15 protein-coding genes are annotated in these 20254 nt (G+C 71.9%); 6 read left to right on the top strand and 9 right to left on the bottom strand.

The annotated features are described in order from the left end of the window. Positions 1 to 63 precede the first annotated feature (63 nt). A complete protein-coding gene (locus tag IF64_RS25915; protein WP_048808058.1) occupies positions 64 to 639 on the top strand; it encodes a hypothetical protein in 576 nt (191 codons plus the stop codon). Between the two features lie 84 nt (positions 640 to 723). On the opposite strand, the gene IF64_RS0105930 is transcribed toward IF64_RS25915, so the two are convergent. Further along, on the bottom strand, positions 724 to 2742 hold the full coding sequence (locus IF64_RS0105930; RefSeq protein ID WP_030530996.1) for a prolyl oligopeptidase family serine peptidase: 2019 nt from the start codon (positions 2740 to 2742) through the stop codon (positions 724 to 726). Positions 2743 to 2771: 29 nt separating this feature from the next. Then, positions 2772 to 3692, bottom strand: coding sequence for a hypothetical protein (locus IF64_RS25230; protein ID WP_051757510.1), 921 nt, complete (start codon positions 3690 to 3692; stop codon positions 2772 to 2774). Between the two features lie 275 nt (positions 3693 to 3967). Here IF64_RS25230 and IF64_RS0105920 point away from each other — a divergent pair, with 275 nt between their 5' ends. Further along, positions 3968 to 5731 carry a Xaa-Pro dipeptidyl-peptidase gene (locus tag IF64_RS0105920; RefSeq protein WP_030530994.1) on the top strand — a complete coding sequence of 588 codons (1764 nt, stop codon included), beginning with the start codon at positions 3968 to 3970 and terminating at the stop codon, positions 5729 to 5731. 194 nt (positions 5732 to 5925) lie between these two features. Then, positions 5926 to 7089 carry a DUF4192 domain-containing protein gene (locus tag IF64_RS0105915; protein WP_030530993.1) on the top strand — a complete coding sequence of 388 codons (1164 nt, stop codon included), beginning with the start codon at positions 5926 to 5928 and terminating at the stop codon, positions 7087 to 7089. A gap of 40 nt (positions 7090 to 7129) precedes the next feature. Here the strand turns inward: IF64_RS0105915 and galE are convergent, their stop codons facing one another. From galE to IF64_RS0105900, 3 genes are all read right to left on the bottom strand, one after another. Next, the gene (gene galE, locus IF64_RS0105910) at positions 7130 to 8125 is read right to left on the bottom strand and encodes a UDP-glucose 4-epimerase GalE (RefSeq protein WP_030530992.1); all 996 of its coding nucleotides are present in this window, start codon (positions 8123 to 8125) and stop codon (positions 7130 to 7132) included. Positions 8126 to 8449: 324 nt separating this feature from the next. After that, positions 8450 to 9628, bottom strand: coding sequence for a galactokinase (gene galK / locus IF64_RS0105905; protein WP_036875814.1), 1179 nt, complete (start codon positions 9626 to 9628; stop codon positions 8450 to 8452). After that, positions 9625 to 10317 (bottom strand): iron-dependent transcriptional repressor DtxR, encoded by a 693-nt coding sequence (locus IF64_RS0105900; RefSeq protein WP_030530990.1) that lies wholly within the window; start codon positions 10315 to 10317, stop codon positions 9625 to 9627. The genes galK and IF64_RS0105900 overlap by 4 nt, the downstream gene beginning before the upstream one ends. Positions 10318 to 10576: 259 nt before the next feature. On the opposite strand from IF64_RS0105900, the gene IF64_RS0105895 reads away from it, so the two are divergent. After that, the gene (locus IF64_RS0105895) at positions 10577 to 11638 is read left to right on the top strand and encodes a sulfurtransferase (protein ID WP_084705681.1); all 1062 of its coding nucleotides are present in this window, start codon (positions 10577 to 10579) and stop codon (positions 11636 to 11638) included. A gap of 19 nt (positions 11639 to 11657) precedes the next feature. Here the strand turns inward: IF64_RS0105895 and IF64_RS0105890 are convergent, their stop codons facing one another. Together IF64_RS0105890 and IF64_RS0105885 are read right to left on the bottom strand one after the other, a co-directional pair. Continuing rightward, positions 11658 to 12371, bottom strand: a complete 714-nt coding sequence (locus IF64_RS0105890; RefSeq protein ID WP_036875813.1) for a cupin domain-containing protein — start codon at positions 12369 to 12371, stop codon at positions 11658 to 11660. A gap of 194 nt (positions 12372 to 12565) precedes the next feature. Then, positions 12566 to 13426 (bottom strand): LysR family transcriptional regulator, encoded by an 861-nt coding sequence (locus IF64_RS0105885; RefSeq protein WP_030530987.1) that lies wholly within the window; start codon positions 13424 to 13426, stop codon positions 12566 to 12568. 121 nt (positions 13427 to 13547) lie between these two features. On the opposite strand from IF64_RS0105885, the gene IF64_RS0105880 reads away from it, so the two are divergent. Continuing rightward, on the top strand, positions 13548 to 14720 hold the full coding sequence (locus IF64_RS0105880; protein WP_030530986.1) for an acetoin utilization protein AcuC: 1173 nt from the start codon (positions 13548 to 13550) through the stop codon (positions 14718 to 14720). A gap of 14 nt (positions 14721 to 14734) precedes the next feature. Further along, the gene (locus tag IF64_RS0105875; protein WP_084705680.1) at positions 14735 to 17557 is read left to right on the top strand and encodes a bifunctional acetate--CoA ligase family protein/GNAT family N-acetyltransferase; all 2823 of its coding nucleotides are present in this window, start codon (positions 14735 to 14737) and stop codon (positions 17555 to 17557) included. Here the strand turns inward: IF64_RS0105875 and IF64_RS0105870 are convergent. Both IF64_RS0105870 and IF64_RS0105865 read right to left on the bottom strand, forming a co-directional pair. Continuing rightward, complete coding sequence (locus tag IF64_RS0105870; protein WP_030530984.1) at positions 17538 to 19130, bottom strand: long-chain-fatty-acid--CoA ligase; 1593 nt, start codon at positions 19128 to 19130, stop codon at positions 17538 to 17540. The two genes, IF64_RS0105875 and IF64_RS0105870, sit on opposite strands and share 20 nt — an antisense overlap. Continuing rightward, complete coding sequence (locus IF64_RS0105865) at positions 19127 to 20233, bottom strand: acyl-CoA dehydrogenase family protein (protein WP_030530983.1); 1107 nt, start codon at positions 20231 to 20233, stop codon at positions 19127 to 19129. The genes IF64_RS0105870 and IF64_RS0105865 overlap by 4 nt, the downstream gene beginning before the upstream one ends. Between the last annotated feature and the right edge of the window lie 21 nt (positions 20234 to 20254).

The raw sequence follows: 20254 nt of genomic DNA, 5'->3' as shown, positions 1-20254 counted from the left end.
CCGGCGACTCGAGCACGTCACTTCACCTGCTCGTAGGACTACCCCACCTATGGAAGGGACGGCATGAAGAAACTGACAACCGGGCTGCTCACCGGTGTGGCCGCGTCGGCGATGGCGCTCGGCATGGCGGCACCGGCGGCGGCGAGCGAGGGCTACGACGCGCTGCTGGCTCCCGGCAACCACATCCCGGCCACCGAGGGCTCCGTGCACATGAACTGCGAGGTGCCGCCGGACGCCGACGACAACGTTCTCATCGTCATCGAGAACGTGCTCGACGCCGAGGAAGCCACCGACAAGGTGCGCCTGGCGACGTACGAGGCGGCCTGGGTGGAATCCCACGCCAACGACCTCGACTGCGGCGACCAGTCGTCGATCGGTGTGTTCCAGCAGCGGCCGGACTTCGGTTGGGTCAACGCCGGCGACCCCGAGCTGGCGACCTACGACTTCCTGCACGGCAACCCGTCGGACAGCACGCCGGGCGCCATCGAGGTCGACGCCGCCAACCCGGACTACACCGCGGGTCAGGTCGCGCAGACCGTGCAGCGGTCGGCCTACCCCGACCGGTACGACGAGGCCGAGCCGATCGCGCTCGAGCTGCAGGCGCGCGCGCAGGAACTGACCGGCGAAGCGGCATCCTGATCCGCCCCGCGGACCGGCACGGGCCGGGAACCACGCCACGACGTGGTTCCCGGCCCGTTCTCCGTCGGCCGGTCGGGTGTGCCGTCAGTCGGAGAGGCGCTCCCACAGGAACTCGTAGGCGAGTGCCGACTTGAACGCGAGCTGTGCGTTGTCGGCGGCGCCGCCGTGGCCGCCCTCGATGTTCTCGTAGTAGCGGACGTTCTCGGGCGAGTAGCCCTCGGCCAACAGTCGCGCCACCATCTTGCGGGCGTGCGCGGGATGCACCCGGTCGTCGCGTGTGGATGTCAGCATGAGCAGTGGCGGATACGACTGTCCACCTCGGACGTTGTGGTAGGGCGAGTACGCGCTGAGGTAGGCCCACTGGTCGGGGTCGTCGGGATCGCCGTACTCGGCCATCCACGAGGCACCCGCCAGCAGCCGGTGGTAACGGCGCATGTCGAGCAGCGGCACCTGGCACACGACGGCGCCGAACAGTTCGGGGTAGCGCGTGAGCATCACGCCCATCAGGAGGCCGCCGTTGCTGCCGCCCTGGATGCCGAGCCGGTTCGGGGTCGTGATGCCGCGTTCGGACAGATCCCGTGCCACGGCGGCGAAATCCTCGTACACGCGGTGCCGGTGCTGTTTGATCGCCTGGTTGTGCCAGTCCGGCCCGTACTCGCCGCCGCCCCGGATGTTCGCCAGCACGTAGGTGCCCCCGCGGGCCAGCCAGGCCCGGCCGATGATGGCGCTGTAGTACGGCGTCTGCGACACCTCGAACCCGCCGTACCCGCCGAGCAGCGTGGGCCCCGGTTCGGCGCCGGGCCTGCGCACCACGAAGTAGGGGATGCGCGTTCCGTCGTCGGACGTGGCGAAGTGCTGTTCGGTGGTGAGCCCGTCCGCGTCGAACCGGGCGGGAGCCTGTTTGAGCGTCTCGCGTTCGCCGCCGACGACGCCGCGCACGAGTGACGACGGCTGGGTGAACCCGGTGACCTCGAGCAGGAACTCGTCGTCGGCGTCGGGCTCGGTGTCGACGAGGTCGACGCTGCCGACGTCCGGAACGCCGGTGAGCGGTTCGTCCCGCCAGCCGCCCGCCTCGGGGGTGAGCACTCGCAGCCGGGTCTTGACGTCGCTGAGCGTGCCGACGATCAGGTGGTTCCGGGTCCAGGCGTAGTAGTCGAGCGAGGTGCCCGCCTGCGGTTCGAACAGGACGGTCATGGTGCGGTCACCGGCCATGAAGTCGTCGAACCGCGCCGCCAGCAGCGCACCGGCCGGATAGTCGCCCCACGGACTGCGGGTGCGCACCAGCAGCCACTCGCGGTGCACCGAAGCCACGGCGTCGTCCGGGACGTCGACCCGGGTCAGCTCGTCGCCGGAGAGCAGGTACAGCTCGCTGCGGTAGAACTCCACGGCGCGGCGGACGAAGTCGCGTTCCCAGTCTTCGGTCGGGTCGTGGAAGGCTCGCACGGCGACGTCCTCGGGCTTGCCCTCGAACACGGTCTCGGCCTCGGCGAGGGGCGTACCGCGGCGCCAACGTTTCACCACCCGCGGGTAGCCCGAGTCGGTGAGGGAGCCCTCGCCGGTGTCGGTGCCCACGTAGATGTGGTCGGCGTCGATCCAGCTCACCGAGCTCTTGGCCTCCGGCAGTTGGAAGCCGTCCTCGACGAACTCCCTGCGCTCCAGGTCGAACTCGCGCACCACCGTGGCATCGGCCCCACCCCGGGACAGTTCGACGAGGCAGCGGTCGAACGTGGGCCGCAGCACGGCCGCGCCCTGCCACACCCAGTTCTCGCCCTCCGCCTCGGCGAGTGCGTCGACGTCGATGAGCACGTCCCATTCCGGGGCCGCTTCGCGGTACTGCTCCAAGGTGGTGCGGCGCCACAGACCTCGTGGGTGGTCGGCATCGCGCCAGAAGTTGTAGAGGAACTCACCGCGCCTGCGCACGTACGGGATGCGGTCGTCGGCGTCGAGGGCCTCGCGGATCTCGTCGCGGAGTGCGGCGAACCGCGGCCGGTCGGTGTAGGTCGCCGTCGTCTCCGCGTTGCGGGCACGCACCCAGTCGAGGGCGTCGTCGCCGGTGACGTCCTCGAGCCAGAGATAGGGATCGTCGGGGGCTTCGTCGGTCATGCGGCCAGTCTGCCAGGACGGCGGCCGGGTCAGCGGGTGACCAGCGCTGCGGCCAGCCGGTCGGCACCGCTCGTCAGCGCGGCGCGCGCGGTGCCGAAGTCCGTGCCTGCGGGGAACTCGGCCAGCAGTGCCACGAGGTATCGGCTGCCGGATCCGACGACGCCGGTGGTGTTGAGCACGACCTCGCCGCTGACCGGCATCCACCCCTGTTTGACCGCCCACGTCCGCTCGCCGAACGCGGCGGGCAGGCCGAACCGCTGGTCGAACCCGTCGCTGGCGGTGGCGGCGAAGTTGTCGAGCGCGTCGAGCACCAGGTCGCGGGCCGGGCGGGGCATGTGGGCCTCGACGTAGGCGTAGGTGCGCACGATGTCGGTGGGGCTCATGCGGGTGAGCTCCCATTGTTCGGGGTCGTCGGGAGGCGTGGTGTCCGACAGCCGCAGCAGCGCCGCGGCACGGTCGACGACGGCGACGTCCCCGTGGCGCGACCACAGCGCCGTGGCTGCGGTGTCGTCGCTGGCGGCCAGCATGGTCGTCACGTCCCTGGCCGTGGCCGCATCGGGCGTGCGCCAGTCGTGCCGGCTCAGCACGTCGATCGCGATGAGCAGTTTGACGACGGAGGCGGTGCGGAACGGCCGGTCGGCCTCGGAGCCGACGACGACCGAGTCCTCGTCGCGGTCGTAGACGGCGAGTCCCGTCGTCGTTCCGGGCACGGCCGCGGTCACGGCGCCGGTGACGGCCTCGGCGGTCCGCCGTCGTTGGTCCGGGGAGGACAGGGCCTCGGGGGTACGTCCCTGGCTCGCGCGGGAGTCCGGGGTGCGCGGTGGGGCCGCGGCGACGGCCGAACGGTCCCCGGATTCCGCGTTCTCGGCCCCGTTCTCGGTCGCGACCGTGACACCCGCCGCCAGCACCGCTCCGGCGAGCACCCCCGCGGTGACGACGCGAAGTCTCATACCTCCATCGTCCAGGCACGGGGCCGATCGCGCTCGGGGCAGCGAGCACACCCGTTCGGCCCGCGACGTACGTCGGTGATTTCCCCGCTACGGCCCCACAATGCGCATTCTTGACACCACGGGCGGATCCGGGAACAGTCGACCCGCTCGAGGACGGGACGGCGGTGGTGTGGGACGCCGATCGCGGGACGAACGGGAACGGCGCCGCGATCGCGTGACCGCGCACGCGTCGCCCGGTCCGATTCCGTCCCACGATCCAATCGAGGTGCCCTGCGTTGAGATCCCGACGTCTCGTTCCGATCATCGCCCCCGTGGTGGCCGCCGTCCTGACCGCGGCGCTGACGGCCCCCGCCGTCCACGCCGCACCTCCGGGCGGGCCGGTGTTCTCCGGTGGACAGGCCCAGCCCGTGTTCGATCCGGACGACGTCGTGCGCGACGAACTGTGGGTACGGGCCCCGGTCGACAGCGACCGCGACGGCCAGGACGACGAGGTCCACGTGCGCGTGGTCCGCCCGCGGGCGACCGAGGGTGGGCTGCGCGTCCCGGTGGTCTACACCGCCAGTCCGTACTTCTCCGGTGGCAACGAGGTGGAGAACCACGACGTCGACGTCGAACTGCATGTGCCGCGCGCCGAGATGACGTCGGTCTACGAGGACTACCTGCTGGCTCGCGGGTTCGCCGTGGTGTACGCGGAATCGCTCGGCACCGGGGCCTCGACGGGGTGCCCCACCACCGGCGGGGAGAACGAGACGATCGGAGCCCGGTCCGTCGTGGACTGGTTGAACGGCAGGGCAGCGGCACGGACGGGGTCGGGGGAGCCGGCATCCGCGGACTGGACCACCGGGAAGACCGCCATGATGGGCGTGTCCTACAACGGCACGCTGCCGAACGCGGTGGCCGCTACGGGGGTCGAGGGCCTCGAGACGATCGTGCCGATCGCGGCGATCTCCGAGTGGTACGGCTACTACCGCGAGAACGGTGCCGTCGTGGCGCCCGGCGGGTATCAGGGTGAGGACGCCGATGTGCTCGCCGAGTACGTCCACACCCGCGACGACCGCGAGATCTGCCGTCCCGTGATCGACGATCTGGCGGATCGGCAGGACCGGGTCACCGGCGACGACAACGAGTTCTGGCAGCATCGGTCCTATCTGGACAAGGCGGGCGACGTGCGCGCGTCGGTGCTCGCCGTCCACGGACTCTCCGACTGGAACGTGAAGGTCGGGCAGACGGCGCAGTGGTACTCGGCACTCGCGCGACACGGCGTCGAACGGAAGATCTGGCTGCATCAGTTCGACCACACCGACCCCTACACGGTGCGCAAGGACGAGTGGTTGCGCACGCTGAACCGCTGGTTCTCGCACTACCTGTACGACGTCGACAACGGGATCGACACCGAACCGCGGGCCACGGTGCAGCGCGAGGACGAGACGTGGCACGACGAGGCGGACTGGCCCGCGGCCGGTGCCGCCGACACCGAGCTGCACCTGCGGCCCGGAGGTGACCGGGTCGGGGGACTGGTACCGGACGGTCCGCTGCGCGGGCGCCCGGTGACCGAGTCGCTGACCGACGATGCGACGAAGAAGGTCGAGAACCTCGTCGATGCCGAGGCCTCACCGCACCGCTTGCGCTACGCCACCGGGGCGATGCACCGGGACGTACGTCTGAGCGGCACGCCGTCGGTCGACCTGCGGCTCGCGTTCGACCGGCCCGCGGCGAACGTGACCGGCGTTCTCGTCGACCGCGCGCCCGACGGCACGGCGCGGATCGTCACACGTGGCTGGGCGGATCCGCAGAATCGGCACGACCGCGGTGAGACGACGCCGATCCGCCCCGGTCAGCAGTACCGCCTGTCGTTCGACCTGCAGCCGCAGGACTACGTCGTGCGGGAGGGCCATGCGCTCGAGTTCGCCGTGCTCTCGAGCGACCACGACTTCACGCTGCGGCCCGACCCGGGTGCCGGGATCACGGTGAACGTGAAGCGTTCCTCGGTCACGGTGCCGGCCGTGGGCGGACAGGACGCGCTGGGCGCCGGAGCCTGACGTCCCGTCGTCGGTGGCGGGCGCGGCAGCCGGCGCGACAAGGACGCGACAAGGGCGCGGCAGCCTAGCGTCCGCCACCGACATCCGGACCGTGCGCGAGCGCCGGTCTGGCCGAGTTGTCCACGTCGGCTCCGGCGGTCCACAGATTTCCCCGCTCCCCGCTGGACGCCGCGTCCCGGCGCCATCGTGGAGGCATGACCACTTCATCGCCCTCCACCCCGATTCCGGATTCCGTCTCCGACACGCGGATCGATCTGAGCAGTCCCGCACACCTGATCGCCGCGGTGCCCTACCTGCTGGGCTTTCGTCCCGTCGACTCGGTCGTCGTGGTGGCACACGCCGCGGACACGTCTCACGCGTCCCGTTCCGGCACGATCAGCCACGTCATGCGGATGGACATCCCACCGGCCGAGGCCGTCGCGGAGTTGGAACCCGTACTGCGGCCCCCGCTGTCCGGAGCCGCGGCCGTCACGCTGGTGGTCGTCGGCGGGACCGCACCGCCGGACGGAGGTCCTGCGCACCGGGACGTCGTCAGCGCGCTCGCCGCCGTGATGACCGCCCTCGGCGTGCCGATCGCGCACGCACTCTGGACACCCGCGATCGAGGTCGGCTCGCCGTGGTGTTGCTACGGCGCGGACCGCTGCGGCGGGGTCGTGCCCGATCCGTCGGCGTCCACGATGGCCGCGGCGACCGCGCACGCCGGCCACGTCACCTACTCCAGCAGGGAGGCGATGGAACGCAGCCTGGACCCCGATGACGACGGCGCACTCGCACGACGGGCGGCGTTGCTGGAGCTCGCCGTGTCCCGTCGGGAGACCGGCTTTGATGATGGTGCCGAATCGATCGTGGGAGCACTGGCCGTCGTGCGGGACGCCCTGCGCCGTTTCCGTAGTGGTCTCGACGGCCGCGATGCGGACGCGGAGTCATCCACCGGTGCCGAAGGCCGAGGCGGCTCCGCCGTGCTGACCGACCAGGAGATCGCCGACCTGGCCATGGCGCTGAGTCGCCACGAGGTGCGCGATGCGTGCCTGGGGCTGGCGTGGCCGGCGGGAGAACCCCGTGCGCTGGCGGCGGAACGGCTCTGGTCGGCCCTGGTTCGCGCGACGCCCGAACCCGAACGCGCCGAGCCCGCGGCGCTGCTGGCCTACTCCGCCTACCTGCGGGGCGACGGGGCGCTGGCGGGCATGGCGGTGCGCAAGGCGAAGGACGCCGATCCCGGACACCTGTTCGCCAAACTGCTCGATCAGGTTCTGGCGCGCGGCATGCCGCCGGAGCGGCTGGCCGGGTTGGCCCAGGCCTACGGCGCACCGGCGCTGTTCGACCCGCACTCCGACGGCGACATGGAGGACGGCGGGTGACCGCGTGTCGCCGGCCGGGCGAGGGATTCTCAGACGCGACCTACGCTCGCGCGCGCTGCTGCGTGAAGCGCCAGGCGTCGGACACGATGCCCTGCAGGTCGGTGTGCTGCGGCGTCCAGCCGAGCTCGGCGCGGGCCTTCTCGGCCGAGGCGACGAGCACGGCGGGATCCCCGGAGCGGCGCGGAGCCACCGCCGCGGGGATGTCGTGGCCGGTCACCGCGCGGCAGGCGTCGATCACCTCCCGCACGGAGAAGCCGGTGCCGTTGCCCAGGTTGTAGATCTCGTGCCTGCCCTCGGTCGCGTGCTCGAGCGCCAGCAGGTGCGCGTCGGCGAGGTCGTGGACGTGGATGTAGTCGCGGACGGCGGTTCCGTCGGGCGTCGGGTAGTCCTCACCGAAGATCTGCACCCGGTCGCGGTCGCCGGTGGCGACCTGCAGCACGATCGGGATCAGGTGCGTCTCGGTGGCGTGCCGCTCGCCGTAGCGGCCGTAGGCGCCGGCGACGTTGAAGTAGCGCAGGCTCGTGGCCGCCAGCCCGTGGGCGCGCGCGTAACTGGTGATGGCGTAGTCGATCGCCAACTTGGTGGCGCCGTAGGTGTTCGTGGGACCGGTCGGTGCCGTCTCCGGGATCGGGCTGACCTCCGGCTCGCCGTACGTCGCCGCCGTGGAGGAGAACACCAGGCGCGGGGTGCCGTGCTTGCGCATCGCCTCGAGTAGACGCAGGGAGGTGAGTACGTTGCCACGCCAGTAGAGCCCCGGGTCCTGCATGGACTCGCCGACCAGTGACTTGGCGGCGAAGTGCAGCACACCGTCGAAGCCCTGGCTGAGGAGCGTCTCGGCGACGTCGGCCGCATCGCCCTGGATGAACCGGACGCCGTCGGGGACCGCGTCGGCGTGGCCGGTCGACAGGTCGTCGACGACGGTGACGTCGTGCCCGGCCTCGACGAGGCGGGCGGCGCACACGCTGCCGACGTAACCGGCGCCGCCGGTGACGACGAGTTTCATGGGTGCGCTGGACGTGGCCGTGTCGGTGGGCATTCTCTCCGAGCCTTCCTGATCGGGCGGTCTGGTCGAACGGTCTGAACGGCGGTGACGAGCGGCGGCACGCAGCTGCGTCGAGCACGCGGTGGAACCGCCCGGCGGCCCTGCGGGATCCGGCGCGGGAGCCGGCCGGGACCGCCGGTACGTGCGCCGGGCACGGTGCGGCGGAGCACAGTGTGCCGCACCGCCTCGGCGGTACCCCGCGAGGGCGGGGTTCACCGGTCCGGCACCGGTCCGTGGCCGCGGGCGAGCGCGATCCGAGGGCGAACGCGATGCTGGAGCGGCGCCGGCCCCTGGGGACGGGGCCGGCGCCGCCCGGGATCAGGCGTCCCGGCCCGCTCCCGCGGAGGGGACGGCGACGAACAGCCGGGGAGCGCGGTAGCCCGCAGTCTCGAACGCCGTGGTCACGGCGGTCTCGACCGCGTGCCGGTCGGACTCGCGCACGAGGGCGATCGCCGAGCCGCCGAAGCCGCCACCGGTCATGCGCGCACCCAGCGCGCCGGCGGTGCGTGCGGTGTCGACCGCGAGGTCGAGCTCGGGGCAGGAGATGCGGTAGTCGTCGCGCATGCTCACGTGCGAGGCGTCCAGGACGGGCCCGATGTCGGCGATGCGACCGCGGCGCAGGTGTTCGACGGCTTCGAGCACACGCGCGTTCTCCGTGACCACGTGCCGCACGAGGGGCACGAGGTCCTCGGGCAGCCGGCGCAGCGCCTCGTCCATCGTCTCGGGCGTGACGTCACGAAGGGCGTCCAGCCCCAGCAGGCGGGCGGCCTTCTCCGTGCCCTCACGCCGGTCGCCGTACTCGGAGCCGCCCAGCGAGTGCTTCACGCGCGTGTCGATGACGAGCACGGACAGGCCCGCGCCCGCGGCGTTGAACGGCACCTGCTCGGTGTGGCCCGAGCGCACGTCGAGGAACAGCACGTGGCCCTCGACGCAGCACATCGACGCCGTCTGGTCGAGCACGCCGGTGGGCACGCCGACGAACTCGTTCTCGGCGCGTTGGCACCACCGCGCGATCTCGGCGCGGCGCTCGGCGTCCTGATCGTCCTCGCCGGTGAGGCCGAGCAGAGCGATGGCCGAGGCGCATTCGATCGCCGCCGACGACGACAGACCCGCACCGGTCGGCACGTCGCCCGCGATCACCAGGTCGGCACCGCGGTCGATGCCGTACTCGCGCAGGACCCACGCGACGCCCGCGGGGTAGGCGGCCCAGTCCTCGGGGTTGCCCGGTTTGAGCTCGTCGAGGCCGATCGGTTCCTCGGACTGGACGCGGCCGTCCGAGCCGACGGTCGCGAGGCTCAGCATGCGGTCGTCGCGTGGAGCGGCCGCCACGGCCAGACGGTGGGGCAGCGCGAACGGAAGGACGAACCCGTCGTTGTAGTCGGTGTGCTCGCCGATGAGGTTCACGCGTCCCGGCGCCGACCACACGCCGGTGGGCGGCGTGCCGTGGACGGACCGGAACGCGCGTGCGGCGATCTCCGACGGATGCCCGGCCGTCACCGGGTCTGAGCCAGGACGGCGTGCAGGACGCTCGTGGCGACCGTGCCCGTCGTCGCGTCGTCGGACACCTCGACGGAGGTGCCGGCGTTCTTACCGACGTGAACGGTCCGGCCCGGCACGATGCCGACCGCCTTGAGCTGCGACATCAGCCCTTCGTCGCTCTGCACGTGCTCGGCGATACGGCGGATCTCCACCTTGCCGCCGCCCGAGCGGGCCACGTCGTCGAGCCGCACGAGGTCCGACTCGGCGGGCGGAGCGGGTTCACCGCCCTCGCCGAGCTTGTCGAGTCCGGGAATGGGGTTGCCGTACGGCGAGGTCGTCGGGTGGTCCAGCAGCGCGACGAGCTTGCGTTCGACGGCCTCGCTCATCACGTGCTCCCAGCGGCACGCCTCGGCGTGGACGTGCTCCCATTCGAGGCCGATCACGTCGACGAGCAGGCGCTCGGCGAGCCGGTGCTTGCGCATCACGGCGATCGCCAGCTCACGCCCGTGCTCGGTCAGCTGCAGGTGCCGGTCGTCGGCGACGACGACCAGGCCGTCCCGTTCCATACGCGCCACGGTCTGACTGACCGTCGGCCCGCTCTGCTCAAGCCGCTCCGCGATCCGGGCGCGCAGCGGGGTGACACCTTCCTCTTCGAGCTCGAAGATGGTGCGCAAGTACATCTCGGTGGTGTCGATGAGATCGTTCACGCCTGTCCCCTTTGTTCGCCTGACTCATGGTAGTCGTTACGCCCGACAGGACAGGCAGCCGTCACGCAGCGGGCCGACGTGGGCATCGTGTTAGGCGCAACGGGTACGCGCCCGGTGCCCACCTGGTGCACACGGATGGACGCACCCGAGGCACCCACCCGAGGCACGCTGGATGGACCAGGCCCACCGGGCCACCGGACCATCAAGATCACGCAGGACCACCCGAGCACCCAGGACCGTCACGGAAAGGTCGCAGGCCATGCCGGAGCAGAGCGAGTCGAGCCGGTCCACCGGCCTCACCGGGGACGACGGGCTCACTGGGCTCACCGGGCTCACCGATCCGGTCGTCAGCGTCGCGCGGCTGGCCGAGCTGCTGGCAGCGCCCGCGGAGGAACGGCCGGTCGTGCTGGACGTGCGCTGGCGGCTGTTGGGCCCGCCGGGTGTCGAGTCGTACCGCGAGGGCCACGTTCCCGGTGCGGTGTTCGTCGACGTCGACACCGAGCTCGCGGGCACACCGGGCACGGCGGGCAGGCACCCGCTTCCGGATCCGGAGGACCTGCAACGCGTGTTGCGCGCCGCGGGGGTGCGGACCGGTGCTCCGGTGGTGGCCTACGACGACGCCGACTCCTCGGTCGCCGCGCGTGCCTGGTGGCTGCTGCGCTGGGCTGGTCACGAGCAGGTGGCCGTCCTCGACGGCGGGTTCGCGGCCTGGCAGGCCGCGGGCATGCCCGTCACGGCCGAGGCTCCGCAGCCGGCCGAGGGCGACGTCACGGTGCGACCGGGCGGCATGCCGGTGCTCGACGCCGACGAGGCGGCGGCGTGTGCCAGGGAAGGGGTGCTGCTGGACGCCCGGGCCCACGAGCGCTACACGGGCGAGTACGAACCGGTCGATCCGCGGGGCGGGCACATTCCGGGGGCGCGGAACGCGCCGTTCGCCGCGCACGTGGACGCCGAAGGCCGGTGGCTGTCTCCGGAGAGTCTGCGCAGGCACTTCGCCGACCTCGGCGTACCCACCGCTCCGGACAGCGCCAGGGACAGCAACACGGACCGGGACACGGACAGGGACACGGACCGGCCGGACGGCACACGCGGCACACACGGCAGTACCGCCACCGCCACCGCCACCGGCACCGACGCCGAGGGCGACGCCGGTCCGGTGGCGGTCGGTGCGTACTGCGGTTCGGGGATCACGGCCAGCTCGGTGGTGCTCGCACTGCACCGAGCAGGGCTGTCCCGGCCGGCCGCGTTGTACGCCGGGTCGTGGTCGAACTGGTCGGCCGACCCCGATCGCCCCGCGGCCACGGGCGGCGAACCGGGCTGAGCGGGGTGCGGCGATCGCCTCAGCGGTGCCGCGTGATCACGACCTCGTCGACCTCGGTGGGCAGCTGGTCCAACGCCGAGACCGGGACGCCCAACGAGGCGGCGAGCACGTCCCGCGGCAACGCGTTGACGGTCGCGAGGATGCCGATGTCGTCGTCGGGTTCCTCGGCGCTGGTGTTGAACATGACGAGCACCTCGAGCGGTTCGTCGCCGGAGGCGTTCTCGAAGTAGTGCAGGAAGCCCTGCGGGGCGAACACGAGATCGCCCTTGCCGACCTCGAACGTGCGGTGGTCGTATCCGCCGCCGCCCCTGGTGCCGAGCATCGTCCACTTGGCGCGGCCGGTGATGACGTAGTTCAGCTCCCACGCCGTCGGATGCCAGTGCGGTTCGCGGATGCCGCCGACGTCGAGGTGCACGTAGTACACTGACGCGTCCTCGCCGTCGAGGATGGGGAAGTTGCCTGCGTGGGCGCCACGCAGGTTGCCGCCGTCGTACTCGCCGGGCTCGGCCTCGGACAGCGCGAACACGTAGTCCACGCCGTCCTGGCCGGAGTTCGCGGCGGCCGCGGCCGTGGCCGAGCCGGTTGCCGCGCCGGTTGCGGTGTTCGCTGCCGAGCCTGCTGCCGTGTCCGCTGCCGCGCCGGCCGGAGCGGCCTGGGCCGAGCCGCCGAGCGCCATCGCGACGACCATGCCCGCGCCCGCGGTCCCCAGTGCCTTCCTCCGATTGATCTTCACGATGCCGTCCCTGCGCGCTGGTCGTTGCCGGGATCACCGCCGAGTCTTCCGACACATGGCGTGATCGGCGAGACACCGACCGTGATTCTTGCGATCGGCCGACGCGATAGCCCCCGAGGCGACAGCCCGCCGCGCGATAGCTCTCCGCGCGACAGCTCTCAGCGCTGGGCGGTCCCCGGGGGCAGTTCGCCCGGTCAGTGCGCCGTGGGCCTGCGCTCGGAGGCGGCGCGGGTGATGAGCTCGGCGAGCGCGGCCGTCGGGGTGCCGCGCACGGTCGCGCGGCTGCGCAGGACGAAGTCGACCCCGTCGAGCTCGGGCAACGCGTCGGTGAGCCGGACGAGGCCATCGGGGATGACACTGTCGGCGAGGACCGCCACCCCGGCACCGGCTCGCACGGTGGTGCACAGCGCGCTCAGCCGGTCGACGGTGCAGCTGACGCGCCATGCCCGCGAGGTGCGCCGAAGGGCGGCGAACGCCCGCTCCCGGGTGATGCTCGGCTCCGGGTAGGTCACCAGGGGGAGCGGTTCGCGGGGGTCGGGGCGGAAGTCCGGTGCGGCGACCCAGGTGAGCGCGTCCCGCCACAGCACGTGCCGGGGCACGGCGGGCTGCGAGGTCTTCACGACGGCGAGTTCGAGTTCGCCGTGTGCGAGCCGATGGGCCAGCGGGGCGCTGAGCCCGGCGGCGATGTCCAGGTCGACGCGTGGATACCGCTGCCGGAACCGCTGTGCGATGCCGGCGAACCAGCCGTGCTGCATGAGGTCCTCGGACACGCCGACGCGGACCCTGCCGCTCGTGTGGTCGACGGCGAAGTAGTCGAGTGCCTGCCGTTCGTGACCCAGGATCGTGCGGGCGAAGCCCACCATCGCCTCGCCGTCGCCGGTCAGCGCGACGGTGTGGCTGTCGCGGTCGAGCAGCCGCCTGCCGACCGTGTCCTCGAGTTTGCGCACGTGCTGGCTGACGGTCGCCTGACCCAGCCCGAGATTCCTGGCCGCGCGGCTGAAGCCGCCGGTGCGGGCGACCTCGAGGAAGGTGCGCAGCCACACGAGGTCCAACACGGGAACCGGATTACCAGAGCCCAACCGGATTCCGGGAACAACCGAAACGATCATCACATCGGCGGGACCCCGGCGCTGCGACGAGGTCCCGAGGAGATCGATCACCGCGTATCCTCTGCGCATGTCTCCCTCCGCCGTCGTCTGGGACTCCGCGCTTCTCGCCTACGACATGGGCGAGGGCCACCCGTTCAACCCTGTGCGGTTGCACCTGACGATGCGGCTGGCCACCGCGCTCGGCGTACTGGACGACGTGCCGCTGTTGTGCCCGGAGACCGCGGGCGCGGGGGATCTCTACCGCGTGCACTCGGCGGACTACCTCGAGGCGGTCCGCCAGGCGCCCATGGCGGGCTGGGACGTCGGCCACGGGCTGGGCACCGACGACAACCCGATCTTCGCCGACATGCACGACGCGGCATCGCTCGTCGTCGGCTCCACGCTGCTGGGCGCGCGGTGCATCGCCGAGGGCCGCGCGCAGCGCGCCGTCAACATCGCGGGCGGTCACCACCACGCGATGCGGGACCGGGCCGCGGGGTTCTGCGTCTACAACGACTGTGCGGTCGCGATCTCGTGGCTGCTCGATCAGGGGTACGACCGCATCGCGTACGTCGACACCGACGTGCACCACGGTGACGGTGTGCAGTCGGCCTTCTTCGGTGATCCGCGCGTGCTGACGGTGTCGCTGCATCAGCATCCGTTCACGCTGTTTCCCGGCACCGGATACTCGGCCGAGGTCGGCGTCGACGGGGCCGAGGGCAGTGCGGTCAACGTGCCGCTGCCGCCTGCGACCAAGGATGCGGGCTGGTTGCGCGCGTTCCACGCGGTCGTGCCGTCCCTCGTCGAGGAGTTCCGCCCGCAGATCCTCGTCACGCAGTGCGGGGTCGACTCGCACGAGGAGGACCCGCTGGCCGACCTGTCGCTGACCGTCGACGGGCACCGCGCCATCTACCGTGAGCTGCGTGCATTGGCCGACCGGGTCACCGAGGGCCGGTGGCTGGCGGTCGGCGGTGGCGGTTACCAGCTGCTACGGGTCGTCCCCCGCTCGTGGACGCACCTGATCGCCACCGTGCTGGACCACGACGTCGATCCCGACACACCGCTGCCCGCCGAGTGGACCGACATGGTCCACGACGTCGCCCCGTCGGCCGAGTTGCCGCTGACGATGTCCGACGGCGGGGACACCGGGTACTCGCCCTGGGGCGACGGGATGGACGACGCCGTGGACATCGCCGTTCGTGACACCCGTCGTGCCGTGTTCCCGCTGCACGGACTGGATCCCGACGACCCGCGGGATTGAGTGAGGGACTGACCATGACCGAGCAGACCACAGACGGCGCTGACAACACCGACAACGCCGACAAGACCGACAACGCCGCCGGCACCGACAGCGCCGTTGGCGCCCACAACACCGACGGCACCGAAGGCACCGACGGTGCCGTCGGGACCACCGAGCCGAACCCGTTCGACTACCCGCGCGGCTGGGAGGCCGACGTGGTGCTCTCGGACGGCGGCACCGTGCACCTGCGGCCCATCGTGCCCAGCGACGCCGACCGCATCGTCGCGCTGCACAGCAGGTTGTCCGAACGCACCCGGTACCTGCGCTACTTCGGCGCCTACCCGCGGATCCCGGCCAGGGACCTGAAGCGCTTCACGACCGTCGACCACCGCAAGCGGGTCGCGTTCGTCGCTCTGCTCGGCGACGACGCGGTGGCGGTGGGCCGTTACGAGGGCCTGGACAGCGACTCGGCCGAGGTGGCGTTCGTCGTGGACGACGCCCACCAGGGCCGCGGTCTCGGGTCGATCCTGCTCGAGCACCTCGCCGCCGCGGCACGGGAATCGGGTCTGCGCCGGTTCGTCGCCGAGGTGCTGGCGGAGAACTCGGCGATGGTGCGGGTGTTCCGCGACGCCGGGTACCAGGTCAGCCGCGCCTTCGAGGAGGGCGTGGTGCATCTGGAGTTCGACATCGACCCCACCGAGGACTCGCTCGAGGTGGCCAGGGCCAGGGAACAGGCGGCGGAGGCGCGCAGCGTGCACAACCTGCTGCACCCGCGGTCCGTGGCCGTGATTGGTGCCTCGACCGATCCGACGAAGATCGGCTACGCGGTCCTGACCAACCTGCTGGGGGCGGACTTCTCCGGCCCGGTGTACCCGGTCAACGCCGAGCACGCGTCGGTGCGCGGCGTGCGGGCCTACCGGTCGGTGCTCGACATCCCCGACCCCGTCGACCTCGCCGTCGTCGCGGTGCCTGCCGACCAGGTCGAGGCGGTGCTCGACGGGGCGCTGGCGAAGGAGGTCAAGACCCTCGTCATCGTCTCGGCGGGCTTCGCCGAGGCCGGGCCGCACGGATTGCACGCCGAGCTGCAACTCGTCGGCGAGGCGCGGGCACACGGTATGCGCGTCGTCGGTCCGAACGCGCTGGGCGTGCTCAACACCGACCGCAAGGTGCGGCTCAACGCGACGCTGGCCCCGCGGCTGCCGAAACCCGGGCGCACCGGCTTCTTCTGCCAGTCCGGTTCGCTCGGCACGGCCATCCTCGCGGACGCCGAGGCGCGCGGTCTCGGGCTGTCGACGTTCGTGTCCGCGGGAAACCGCGCCGACGTCTCCGGCAATGACCTGCTGCAGTACTGGGAGACCGACCCCCACACCGACGTCGTGTTGCTGTACCTCGAATCGTTCGGCAACCCGCGCAAGTTCGCCCGCCTGGCGAGGCGGCTCGCGCGGACGAAACCGATCGTGGCCGTGAAATCGGGGCGGCACGCGGTGCGGCCGCAGCTCGCCGCGACGTCGACCGAGATCGACGAGTCGAGCGTGCAGGCGCTGTTCGAGCAGGCAGGTGTGGTCCGGGTCGACTCGCTGGCGCAGCTGTTCGACACCGCGCTGGTGTTCGCCCACCAGCCGTTGCCGTCGGGGACACGTGTCGGCATCGTCGGCAACTCGAGTGCGATCGGGCTGCTGGCCGCCGACACGGCGCGGGCCAACGGTCTGGAGCTCGGCATCGACCCGGTCGACATCGGGCCGCAGGCCTCGCCCGAGGAGTTCGCGGCGGCCGTCGGCGAGGCACTCGACTCCCCGCAGGTCGACGCGCTCGTGGCGGTGTTCGCCCCGCCGGTGGCGATCCCGGGGACGGCCTACGCCCGCGCGCTGCGTGAGGCCGTCCACGCGCGCGGGCGAGCGCTCGACAAACCGATCGTCTCGACGTTCCTCGCCGCCGAGGGCGTGCCAGCGGAACTGGCCATGGTCGGCGAGCAGGACGAGCCCGTGTTCGGCTCCATCCCGAGTTATCCCAGCCCGGAACGGGCGGTCAACGCGCTCGCCCGGGTGGTGCGGTACGCGCAGTGGCGGGAACGTCCACAAGGGACCGTCGTCACGCCGCAGGGCGTGCACACCGAACGCGCCCGCGGTCTGGTGCGGGAGTGGTTCCACGAGGGAACCGATCGTGACACGGTGCGGCTGACCGACGACGAACTGGTGCAGCTGCTGGACTGCTACGGCATCGACGTCGTGCCGTTCCGCGTGGTGTCCACCGAGGACGATGCCGCCGCGGTCTCGGCGGAACTCGGTTATCCGGTGACGCTGAAGGCGTTCGACGACAGTCTCCGCGGCAGGCCCGACCTCGCGGGGGTGCGGCTCGACCTGACCTCGGAGGACTCGGTGCGCACCGGTTATCGGGATCTGCGCCGCACCGCGGGGTCCGACGAGGTGTACGTCCAGCGCATGGCGCCCAAGGGAATCTCGTGCGTGATCGGGCTCCAGGACGACCCGTCGTTCGGCACGCTGCTCTCGTTCGGTCTGTCGGGTGTCGTCAGCACGTTGTTGGGAGACAGGGCATTCCGTGCGGTGCCCCTGACCGATGTGGACGCCGCGACGCTCGTCCGCGAGCCCAGGACCGCCCCGTTGCTGACCGGCTACCGCGGCGACGAACCCGCCGATCTCGAGGCGTTGCAGGACCTGATGCTGCGGGTCGCCGTGTTGGCCGAGGACAACCCGGAGGTGCGCTCGTTGGCCCTCGACCCGATCCTCGCCTCGCCGGAGGGCGTGTTCGTGACCAACGCGCGGATCGTGCTCGGTTCTCCGCCCTCGCGGCCCGACAGTGGGCCGCGCAGACTCCGGCAGATCACGACTCCGCGGACGTGACCGCGCGATAGGTGGTGCCGTCGCGGCGCCACACGGGATCGCCGCAGCGGCTGCCCTCGGCCGCCAGCGCACGTTTGACCACCTTGAACGTTGCGGTCCTGGGCAGGGACGGGGTGATGCGCACGTACCGGGGATGCTGCTTCGGCCCCAGGTCGTCCTGGCTCTCGAGGAACGCGGCGAACTCGTCGGGGAGGAGGGTCGCGCCGGGCACCGGTACGACGGCGACCATGACGGCGTCGCCGATCCGGTCGGCGACGCCGTACACCGCGGCCTCGGCGACAGCGGGATGTCGCGTCAGGACACGTTCGATCGGTGCGGTGCCGAGGTTCTCGCCGTCGACGCGTACCCAGTCGGAGGTCCGGCCCGCGAAGTAGACGTAGCCTTCGGCGTCGGCGTAGGCCAGGTCGCCGGTGTGGTAGCGGCCGCTGCGCATCCTTTCCGCGTCGGCGTCCGGGTCGTTGTAGTACCCGGCGAACCAGCCGGGACCGTCGACGTTGACGAGTTCGCCGACGGCGACGTCGGCATTGCGCAGCGATCCGTCGGACGCGAACTCGGCGGGCGGGCACGGCTCGGCGGTGTCGGGGTGCAGGATGCGGACGCCGTCGGCGCGCCGGCCCAGTGATCCGGGCGGGGTGTCGGGCGTGCGGGCGAAACCGATACCGCCCTCGGTGGAGCCGAACGCGTCGACGACCCGGCAGCCGAACCGCCGCGCGAACTCCGCGAGGTCCTCCTCGGCGCCCTCGTTGCCGTAGACCAGACGCAGCGGGTTGTCGGCGTCGTCGGGAGCTTCGGGGGTGGCCAGCACATACGACAGGGGAGTGCCGACGTAGTTGGCGTAGGTCGCGCCGAACCTGCGGACGTCGGGAAGGAATCCGCTCGCCGAGAACCGGTCGCGCAGCGCCACGGTCGCACCCGCGGCCACGCCGACCGACCATCCGGCCATGATCGCGTTCGAGTGGAACAGCGGCATCGCCACGTAGACGGTGTCGGCGGGGGACAGGCCGAAGCGCCGTGCGAGCATGCGGCCGGGGAAGGCGATCTTGCCGTGGGTGCAGCGCACGGCCTTCGGCTCACCGCTGGTGCCGGAGGTGAAGATGAGCATCAGCAGGTCGTCGGGCGACGCGGGAACCGGCTCCGTTCCGGCTCCGGAGTGTGCGGCGATCAGCTCCGTCCATTCCGGACCGCCGAGGTCGAGGACGGGCACGTCGACATCGCTCAGCAGCGCGCGATAGTGCGGTTGGGTGAGGACGAGGCGGCAGTCGGTCGCGTGTACGTCCCTGGCGAGCGCCGGCCCCCGTCGCGTCGGGTTGAGCCCGACGAGGACGGTGCCGCGCAGTGCGGAGCCACCGAGCAGGAACGCGAACTCGGGACCGTTGTCGGCGAGCAGGCCGATGTGCGGGGGTCCGCCGCCGGGACGGTGGTTCCGTAGCAGGTCCTGCAGCACCGCGCCGCGCACGGCAGAGGCACTCACGACCTCGCCCCAGGTCCACGACGCGTCGCAGAAGCGCAGCCCGGGCCTCGTGTCGTGCGCGTGTGCGGTCAGCAGGTCGGTGACGGTCGGGACCTCGCTCATGCCAGGACGTCCCCCAGCCGGTTCAGGTGGGCCGTCGCGCCGCCGAAGGCGAACTCGCCGCGTTTCGCGGCGACGAAGTAGCGGTGGACCTCGTGCTCGACGTCGATACCGACCCCGCCGTGCAGGTGCACCGCCGTGTGTGCCACCCGATGTCCCGCCTCGGCCGCCCAGTACTTCGCGGTGGCAATCGCGGCCTCCAATTCGGCCTCCAATTCGGCCTCCGCCGGGGCGGACGGGTCCGATGTGGAGGCCGATCCGGTGTGCTCGGTCAGCAACCACGCGGCCTGCCACAGCGTGAGGCGCACCGCGTCGACGTCGAGGTAGCCGTCGGCCAGACGGTGCCGCACGGCCTGGAAACCACCGATCGGCCTGCCGAACTGGGTGCGTTCGGCGGCATAGGCGGCGGTGAGTTCCAACGCCCTCTCGAGCACGCCCAGCTGCCGGGCGCACGCGCCGAGGAGACCGCGGCGGCGCAGCCACGGCACCGACGCCGGCGGCAGCACCGTGTCCGGGCGCGCGCCGGAGACCTCGACCAGCGCCCCATCGGCACGGTCGACCATCTCCTGTGCCGACACCGCGACGCCCGGCGCATCGGCGGGCACCAGCGCGAGTACGTCGCCCTCGGCCGACGAGGCCGCGACGAGGAACCCGTCGGCGAACGCACCCGCCTCGACGGCCGTGGCCTGCCCCGACAGTCGTCCGGACGCGTCGAGGGTGAACGACACGGGGGCTCCGGTATCGGGGAGTGCGGCGGCGACGATGCGTGCGCCGCGCACGATCGGCACGAGCCAGCGTTCGAGGGTCTCGCCGTCGGCGTGCTCGGCGAGCGTGGTGGCGGCCATGGCGATCGTCGGCAGGTACGGCACGGCTGCGACCGCTCGGCCGAGCTCGGCCAGCACGGAACACTGTTCGAGCACGCCGAACCCGCCGCCCCCGACGTGCGCGGGCAACGCGGCGTCGAGCACGCCCGCGGAGGTCAGGGACGCCCACAGCGCGCGGTCGAACCCGCCGGAACCCACGGCGTCCTGCGGTGGGTGGTCGACCGCGATCCGGCGGGTCAGCTCGGCGAGGTCACGCTGGGCCTCGGTGGGGGTGAAGTCCATCGGTGCGACTCCCTTGTCGGC

The organism is Prauserella rugosa, from assembly GCF_000719975.1.
GTDB classification, from domain to species: Bacteria; Actinomycetota; Actinomycetes; order Mycobacteriales; family Pseudonocardiaceae; genus Prauserella; species Prauserella rugosa.
Note: the sequence above shows the minus strand (reverse complement) of the source record. Positions and strands in the feature narration are given on the sequence as shown.

Excerpts from the sequence above, each read along its gene's own strand:
- IF64_RS0105880 (WP_030530986.1), top strand. The coding sequence starts at position 13,548 with ATGTCTCCCTCCGCCGTCGTCTGGGACTCCGCGCTTCTCGCCTACGAC.
- IF64_RS0105895 (WP_084705681.1), top strand. The coding sequence starts at position 10,577 with ATGCCGGAGCAGAGCGAGTCGAGCCGGTCCACCGGCCTCACCGGGGAC.
- IF64_RS25915 (WP_048808058.1), top strand. The coding sequence starts at position 64 with ATGAAGAAACTGACAACCGGGCTGCTCACCGGTGTGGCCGCGTCGGCG.
- IF64_RS0105915 (WP_030530993.1), top strand. The coding sequence starts at position 5,926 with ATGACCACTTCATCGCCCTCCACCCCGATTCCGGATTCCGTCTCCGAC.
- galE (WP_030530992.1), bottom strand. The coding sequence starts at position 8,125 with ATGCCCACCGACACGGCCACGTCCAGCGCACCCATGAAACTCGTCGTC.
- IF64_RS0105870 (WP_030530984.1), bottom strand. The coding sequence starts at position 19,130 with ATGAGCGAGGTCCCGACCGTCACCGACCTGCTGACCGCACACGCGCAC.
- IF64_RS0105865 (WP_030530983.1), bottom strand. The coding sequence starts at position 20,233 with ATGGACTTCACCCCCACCGAGGCCCAGCGTGACCTCGCCGAGCTGACC.
- IF64_RS0105930 (WP_030530996.1), bottom strand. The coding sequence starts at position 2,742 with ATGACCGACGAAGCCCCCGACGATCCCTATCTCTGGCTCGAGGACGTC.
- IF64_RS0105875 (WP_084705680.1), top strand. The coding sequence starts at position 14,735 with ATGACCGAGCAGACCACAGACGGCGCTGACAACACCGACAACGCCGAC.
- IF64_RS25230 (WP_051757510.1), bottom strand. The coding sequence starts at position 3,692 with ATGAGACTTCGCGTCGTCACCGCGGGGGTGCTCGCCGGAGCGGTGCTG.